This window comes from Thermogutta sp. (assembly GCF_039793925.1).
GTDB lineage: Bacteria > Planctomycetota > Planctomycetia > Pirellulales > Thermoguttaceae > Thermogutta.
On sequence record NZ_JBAMME010000282.1, the window covers coordinates 20131 to 27386 of the forward strand.

Annotated in this window: 8 protein-coding genes; all 8 read right to left on the reverse strand. The window is 56.7% G+C overall.

Annotated features, from left to right (window positions below; translation table 11 throughout):
* Window positions 1-219: 219 nt before the first annotated feature.
* Window positions 220-1092 carry a phosphoadenylyl-sulfate reductase gene (locus tag ABJK56_RS14345; RefSeq protein ID WP_347245351.1) on the reverse strand — a complete coding sequence of 291 codons (873 nt, stop codon included), beginning with the start codon at window positions 1090-1092 and terminating at the stop codon, window positions 220-222.
* A 360-nt stretch (window positions 1093-1452) separates the two neighbouring features.
* The gene (locus tag ABJK56_RS14350) at window positions 1453-1968 is read right to left on the reverse strand and encodes a DUF4870 domain-containing protein (protein WP_347245352.1); all 516 of its coding nucleotides are present in this window, start codon (window positions 1966-1968) and stop codon (window positions 1453-1455) included.
* A gap of 42 nt (window positions 1969-2010) precedes the next feature.
* On the reverse strand, window positions 2011-2841 hold the full coding sequence (locus ABJK56_RS14355; RefSeq protein ID WP_347245353.1) for a hypothetical protein: 831 nt from the start codon (window positions 2839-2841) through the stop codon (window positions 2011-2013).
* Entirely contained in the window at window positions 2838-2963 is a 126-nt protein-coding gene (locus ABJK56_RS14360; protein ID WP_347245354.1) for a hypothetical protein, read from the reverse strand. Before ABJK56_RS14360 ends, ABJK56_RS14355 begins: the two co-directional genes overlap by 4 nt.
* A gap of 184 nt (window positions 2964-3147) precedes the next feature.
* Window positions 3148-3792, reverse strand: coding sequence for a CvpA family protein (locus ABJK56_RS14365; protein WP_347245355.1), 645 nt, complete (start codon window positions 3790-3792; stop codon window positions 3148-3150).
* Between the two features lie 65 nt (window positions 3793-3857).
* A complete protein-coding gene (locus ABJK56_RS14370) occupies window positions 3858-5633 on the reverse strand; it encodes an ATPase, T2SS/T4P/T4SS family (RefSeq protein ID WP_347245356.1) in 1776 nt (591 codons plus the stop codon).
* A gap of 11 nt (window positions 5634-5644) precedes the next feature.
* Window positions 5645-6793 (reverse strand): PilT/PilU family type 4a pilus ATPase, encoded by a 1149-nt coding sequence (locus ABJK56_RS14375; RefSeq protein ID WP_347245357.1) that lies wholly within the window; start codon window positions 6791-6793, stop codon window positions 5645-5647.
* Window positions 6794-6961: 168 nt separating this feature from the next.
* On the reverse strand, window positions 6962-7256 hold a 295-nt coding region (locus ABJK56_RS14380; protein ID WP_347245358.1), incomplete at its 5' end, for a HisA/HisF-related TIM barrel protein.

Here is a 7256-nt window from a genome sequence, read left to right on the forward strand (position 1 = left end):
GCGAATCGTTCACCACATGTCCCGTTTCAGTTCCCCCGTCCCATACCCACGGTTCCGCTGGCCGTGTGATCAGGCCGCAGATCTGGAACTCCTGTTGGGATCGACACCCCCAAGCCAAATCCCTTGCTGGGCGTTACCATACCGGTTCGTTGTGGTCCGTAATCATCAGCCATCGGCCATGACGCGCTGCTCGCTCCATGACTCGCGTTCATTCCCCGATCACAAATTCCCATAGGTCGTTGGCGGGGGTGGTGGCGGTTGATCGTCCGCCAGGTGCAATCCGCACTCTGTTTTACCTGTGCCGCTCCAGCGACCTGCTCGTTCGTCCTCGCCGAACAAAACGGGCCGCGTGCACGGCCAGCAGCCAATGCTCGGATATCCCTGGTCGTGAAGCAGATTGTAAGGAATGTCTTCCGCAAGGATTCTCTTCCAGACGTCGTTTTTGGTCCATCGAGCCAGGGGATTGATCTTCACCAATCCAAATTTTTTGTCCCAGCCCACGATGGGGGCATTGGCTCGATGGGGACTCTGATCCCGCCGAATCCCGCTGATCCACGCCCGATAGCCGACCACCTTCCGCTTCAAAACCAGGACCTTTCTCTCGTAGCAGCAGCGATCCGGGTTGGTTTTGTAAACTGGCCCGCCATTTTGCCGTTCGTATTCTTCCACAGACAGTTCGGGCCTGGCAAGTTCGACTTCGATTCCGTACTTCCGAGCGATTCGATCCCGCAGTTCCAGTGTTTCCTTAAACTGATATCCGGTATCCAGGTTGAACACGTGCACCCGCGGCTCCAGCCGGGCCAGGATAGAGAGGATCACGCACCCTTCCGGGCCGAAGGCCGTCGCCATGGTCAACTTGGGAAAGAACGTATCAATGGCCCAGCGGAGAATGACCTCGGCAGGGGCTTCCTCCAGAATGCTGCTCACCCTCTGAAGTCGGCGGAGCTGGTCCTCTGTGGGGGTGAAGATCGCTCCTTCGCCGGCCACCGGGGGAAAATCGGACAAATCCACCTGCCATGCCGCACGCCAGGGTTCATTCTGTGCGGAACGGCCTTCCTCCACACGCCATTCATCAGTAATTTTATCAGCCATTTCAACCACCGGGGTAGGTCGTCGAGCTGTTGTCGGAAACATTGAAGAAACACTCCCTTGCGATGTCTCGACCGCTCGGAGGCCGTGAGAGTCCCGAAAAACCTGTCGATCGACGGCAGCCGATTTTTCAGCCCGCCCTCGGAATACGGATCGCACGACGGCCCCCGACGCCTCGGGAATCAACGATATTATTATATTGTTGGTCAACAAAGTCAACTATTGTTATTATTCTCATCGACTGGACACCATCTCGGGCTGAAAAGTTCGCAACCCAGGCGCTTGGGGGACCGCGTTTGCAGACGCATCCCTACCCCAATCCGGCCAGCGGATGGTAATAATGCCGAATCCGCAAATCGCCGGTTAGACAAAGAACGGGATCGCTAGCGGATATTGGACCACGCGACCCTGGTTGGCCTGCCAGGCCACGTAGAAAACGCACAACACAAGGACGATCGCGAACCCATACCAGAGCGGTATCGACACCGTGATCCCCAGGGGAATAATGGCCAGAAGCAATCCCGCCAGGGCGACGCATGCCCCATAAATGAGATATGAGATCACGAAATTAGCAGCGTTCTTGCCATGGGCATCCAGTTCGGGGAAACGGTCTTTTCCCAGTTGCCAAATGAGAAACGGCACCACCAGGGCAAATCCGGGGAGGGTGATGTTAAGAAGCAGCGACAAATGCAGAAGCATCGCCCAAAATCGCCCGTCCTGGAGCCGCTCCCGCAATCGCCATCCGGTGACCGGCGAACTTTTTTGATCGCCAGACGAATCGGAAAGGAGCCGCGCCTTAGCTGCCGCAAACTCCTCGTCGGTCAACGCTCCTGCCTCGTGAAGCCGATGGAGGCGCTCCAGTTCTTCTGCCAGCGTCACAGCCCAACCTCCCACAGCGCGAAGGCAACCTTGTTGTTCGCGTCACTCTTCGGGCGATGGCATCTGGTCAAACGCCCGCATCTTTTCTTTTTCCCACTGCGCCTTTTCCCAGGCCTTTTGTCGATCTTCAAGGGCATGCGGCGGCGTGTAACTACTGAGATCGCTCACAAACCAATCAGAAATCATCGCCGTTCGCAGGGGATAGCGGTTTAAAATCACCGTGAGGAAGAATGTCCGTTTCACATTGTTGGTGTCAAAATAGGTCACCGCATAACTTTGGGCTACTTTGATCAATGTGTCTTCCCGCCAGACACCTTCAGTGTCGAAAAACCTGATCTTCGTACGGGGATCTTTGCCCAACAGGATGATCGCGCGAACCTCCTTCCGCTCCAGAAACGCTTCCAAATCCTTGCGGGCGCTGCTGTCCGGTGGATATTTCTCCCATAGATGTTCGTCCAGGGGAGCGCGATCAAAAGCCGCCCGGCTGAGCTGGTGGGCCTTGTGCGGCTGGTCGTGGAGGAGATAGTCAAAAAACAGCATGGCAAATTTCTGGGCTTCCTGGGTGAGCAAGTAGCGCTGCAGCATCCACTGGGCGGGCCCTCCGACCAGACAGAAGACGCTCAACCCTAGCCCGATTAAGGCGCCCGTCCTTCCTGTCAATGGCGGATCGAACTGATGGATGCGGATCCAGGCCCAGAGACTTACAATAACACCGGCAAGAGCGATCACCCACAAAGCTGGCCCGAAGAAGGCACTCACCGAAAGCACCCCCAAAACGCAGGCCAAAACAGCCGCTGCGCTGAGAGGCCGGTAGGCTGCTGCTTCTGGAACGACCGTATCGGGCGGTGCTGCCCGTGCTGTTTCCTGGCTCATATCTTAGCTCCCACGCGATCCAGCAGACGAGGTTCAAAACCACGCCAGGAGTTCTGGGTTTCGGCCGAAACCGGCTGAGGCTTTTCTCCCAGGTAGCCTCCGTAGCGAGCGAGGACGATCATCCTCGAACCGCCTCACAGGCGGGAAAATACAGTCCTCGCCCCAGTCAACCCCCCACTCACGCCAACGGGCCACAGGCCGGTCCGCCGGAGGGGCTCCTTTCTCCCACTGTGGTCCGGTTTCACACGCCGCCATGTGACTCTTTTCGATTTACGCTCGCCGGGCGGCTTGGTTTTCCCCCTCCCACTATCTTGGTGGGGCCGACTCGGTGGTGAATCCTCCCCCAGAACTCACCTGCTCTTCCAACTTCCGCGCCCGTTCATAATAATACGTCTTAAAGATATTCTTGGCTCCCGGAAAAGCAGCCACAGACCCACCGTAGCGAGCTGCTTCGGCCTCTGAAACCGGCCGCGAGAGGGCTCCTTTGGAAAGGTAACTGGCCACGCGGGCCCACTGAATGCCGAGCGGTGTGCCATCATCGCTCAGTACCGGCGACATAAATGGTTTGGTCCCCAGGGGAGCGAGATGGAGCGAAAAATTGAACAGCCAGCACATAAGCACACCCGTCATCAGCCCTATCACCACTGCTCCCCCCTGATTGAGATACAGGTTGAAACGCGTTTTCACCCGAGAGAGAAACGCCGTGGCAATATGGAGAACGATCATCGACACGGCAAACACCAGCCAGAACGACAGAAAGTCGTAAAAGTATGTCAGCTTTGGACCGATTGTGTCCTCCATGACGCGAGCCACGGGCTCAAAGAAGTTTGTGGCCAGGATGCCTGCCATGAGGACGTTGACAAAGCGTATGAATGCGCTCCACAGTCCTTCGCGAAAGATGAAGCCCACGCATGCACCAACGATGAGGATCCATAGCAGGTAAAGCAGCATGAGTATCTTCTCCTGTGTTGATTTCCAATGAACTGATCGCACCGGCTTTCCCCGGACCGCGCATGTCAGCCCTGGAGGACGCGGGCAAGTTCCTCGTAAGAGGTGATCCCCTGAGCCAGCAAGAGCACGCCTTCTTCCTGAAGTGTGGCCATCCCCGCCGCCCGGGCCGCTTTCCGGAGCGTTGCATAATCTGGCTGTCGACTGAGAATTCTCCGCAGATTGTCATTGACCACCAGGACCTCGAAAACAGCGCAGCGTCCGAAATAGCCCAGTCCCTGGCACTGCGGACACACTTCCTTTTCCTCCGGAGTGGGTACGTGAGGCCGGAAAAACGCCTGAATCCGTCCCGGCGGAATTCCCAATCGCTGAAGCAACTCCGGAGGTGGCGGATAAGGCTGACGGCATTTGTCACACAGCCGTCGCATCACGCGCTGGTTCACCACACCGATCACCTTTTCCGGAAACGCCTTGGCAGGCGGTTGAAGGGCCATAAGCTTGAGCAAGGCTTCACAACAATCCTTGGCACGGACTGTAGTGATCACCAGGCGATTGTTATCGGTCTCCTCTGCCAGTCGCTGAAGCACCTTGCCGTTGGGAAGGTCACGACACACCACCACATTCGGCTCCATGTGGAACACTTTGTCCAGGAAGCCGTCGAGATTTTGCCGATCCTGAGCCGTGATGATATAGGGCTGAACGTTCTCGATGACCTCGTAGGTTTTTTGCTCGTCTTCGATACTGATCCACTCGCGGGAGAAGCGATCTCCACTGAGGATGGCACAGGTCACCGTGGTCGTCAGACCATGACCGGGCGGTGCGGAAAACACAATGATCCCCTGCGGAGCGTTAAGAAAATTCTTGATCGTTTCCTGAAGTTTGGGCCGCATCCCCAAATCTTCCAGCTTTCGGAAGCGGCTCGTCTTTTCCGAGAACTGGATGACAACCCTCTCTCCACCGGCTACACCTTGCGAGGCGAATGTCAGGCCCAGCGGGATGTCATGATAACGGACATCCAGTTTGCCCTGCTGACGGCTTGTGCGGTCCTGGGGATTGAGACCACAAAGAATTTTCAGCACCTCGACCGTTGCCATAGCCGACTCCGCCGGCACCGGGGGCATATTGATCCACACTCCGTCGATCATGTATCGCAGCGTCGTGGAATTGGGGGCCACCATTAGATCGATCGCTTCGCCGCGCCGGTCGAGGGCCTCGGCAATGAATTCCCGCGCAGCCTGATAACCAGGATGCTGGCGTGCCGGAATAAGGCGGAGGTTCTTCTCCTGCTGGGTCTTGGCGATAGGATCAAAACGAATCGGCGGGGGAAGATCGTCCGGAGAGACGGCCACCTTCACCTCTTTGCCGCTCAGTCGACCCATGATTCTTTTAAAATGAGCGGCCGTAAGCACGCGATCTTCGATCCCCACCTTCTTGTTCCGATGACTTGCATAAATGAGAGCCGGAACGAAGGTCGCCAGACAGACCAGGAGGTATCCCACAGGAAAAAATGGTATGAACAGAAACAGGAAAAACGCAGCCACGAAGGAAAAAAAGTAGACCCCGTTCCACAGATTGTGGTCCAAATCCAGCCGCTGGAGGTCCTGGTTGATCCAGTCGCCAATCGCTACCCACAGAAAATACACAATTAGAAATGCGACGATCTTGAGGATGCTGAAATAGAAGCCGGGACCGGACCACCCTCCGCCTTCCTGACCCCAGAGAAGCTCCGGCAACATCCAAGGCGTGGCCGCCCACGCCACTGCTGACGTAAGACCTGCTCCGGCTCCCGCCAGAGAAAACAACATCCGACCCGGTTGCCGAAAGGACAGACTGTTCTGCGTCATGAGGTTGCCTATCAGAGAATCCCAGGTGCCTTGACTTCGATCCCTTTCAAAGCCATCTGGAGAGCTTCCGGATTGGGAGCTACTTCAAAGGCCGTGGCGCGATCGATCAAGCGTCGCTCCACAAGATCCTTCAAGCTCATCGTGAAATCCTGCATGCCCTCTTCTTTCGACATGCGAATAACGTCCGCCAGCTTCTGGTCCTGTTCTTCCAGTACCAACTTCTTGACCATCGGATTGAAGATCATGATCTCAACGGCCGGCACACGTTTGAAATCGGGATGGATGGAGGGCAGCAGCTTTTGGGCGATAATGGCCTTCATATTGAAGGCGATCGCGCTACGGATCGCCCGGTGCATTTCCTGCGGAAACAGGTCCAAAATACGGCTGATGGTGCTCGGGGCGCTGGAGGCGTGAATCGTTCCGAACACGAGGTGCCCGGTCTCCGCCGCCTGGATCGCGGTCTCGAAAGTCTCCCGGTCACGCATTTCGCCCACGAGCATGACGTCGGGGTCCTCACGCACGGCGTGCTTCATGCCCACCATGAAGTTTTTCACGTCGATCCCAATTTCTCGCTGATTGATCAGACATTTGTCCTCCGTGAAGGTGAATTCAATGGGGTCTTCCAGCGTGAGGATATGCTTGCGGTAATGGCGATTGATCCAGTTGAGCATCGAGGCAATCGTGGTGCTTTTACCGGACCCCGTCACGCCCGCAAGAAGAATCATTCCCTGATCAAACTGACAGAGCTTCTCCAGGATTGGGGGCAAATTGAGTTTTTCGAAATCGGGGATGTAGTTGTTGATGCGTCGGGCCACCAACCCCAGGCAACCCATCTGCTGGAGAACATTCACTCGAAAGCGCCACGTTACCCCGTCCACGTCCACCACGTGGGCGAAATCGCACCCTCCATCCTCTTCCAAAATGCGACGCAGCCGCTCATCGAGCATGGGCAGGATCAGGCGGATCATCTGCTCTTCGTCGATCGGGGGATGGTTCAGCGGTCGCAGTGATCCCGCCACGCGGATGTAGGGTGGTCTGCCGACTTTCAAATGGAGGTCGCTTCCCTCAAATTTGACCAGAGCGCGGAAAAGTTTGTCGATTTCCAGATTTTTGGGCCGTTTGCTGAATACTGGCCGAACCGGCTCCTGCATCGTAGCCATTTTCCCAACCTCACCTTTCTGCGATCACGGGCCTGAACCCAAAGGCGGTTCATCCGCCCCTATGACAAGTCCCCTTCGGGCGGTGCCCCGGCTTTCATTCCGGAAACCCTCATCTACCCAATCAGAAATATTATGATCAGAAACTTTTGCGGCGGAAACGTAGGCCCTTCACAGCCGAACCGGTATTCCGCAGCGATGCAGATACTCTTTCGTCTCTCGGATGGTGTACTGACCGAAATGGAAGATTCCGGCGGCCAGCACGGCGTCGGCCCCTGCTTTAAGAATCGCATCCGCCATGTGCTGGGGACACCCCGCTCCACCGCTCGCCACGAGCGGGATGGACACGGCTTCCCGCACGGCGCGCGTGATTTCCAGATCATACCCGGCCTGAGTTCCGTCGGCGTCCATGGAAGTGAGTACAATCTCCCCTGCGCCCAACCGTTCCACTTCTTTCGCCCAGGCC

Bases quoted from the DNA above. Each gene is read 5' to 3' on its own strand.
- ABJK56_RS14355 (WP_347245353.1), bottom strand. From the start codon at position 2,841: ATGAGCCAGGAAACAGCACGGGCAGCACCGCCCGATACGGTCGTTCCA.
- ABJK56_RS14365 (WP_347245355.1), bottom strand. From the start codon at position 3,792: ATGCTGCTTTACCTGCTATGGATCCTCATCGTTGGTGCATGCGTGGGC.
- ABJK56_RS14360 (WP_347245354.1), bottom strand. From the start codon at position 2,963: ATGATCGTCCTCGCTCGCTACGGAGGCTACCTGGGAGAAAAGCCTCAG.
- ABJK56_RS14370 (WP_347245356.1), bottom strand. From the start codon at position 5,633: ATGACGCAGAACAGTCTGTCCTTTCGGCAACCGGGTCGGATGTTGTTT.
- ABJK56_RS14345 (WP_347245351.1), bottom strand. From the start codon at position 1,092: ATGGCTGATAAAATTACTGATGAATGGCGTGTGGAGGAAGGCCGTTCC.
- ABJK56_RS14375 (WP_347245357.1), bottom strand. From the start codon at position 6,793: ATGGCTACGATGCAGGAGCCGGTTCGGCCAGTATTCAGCAAACGGCCC.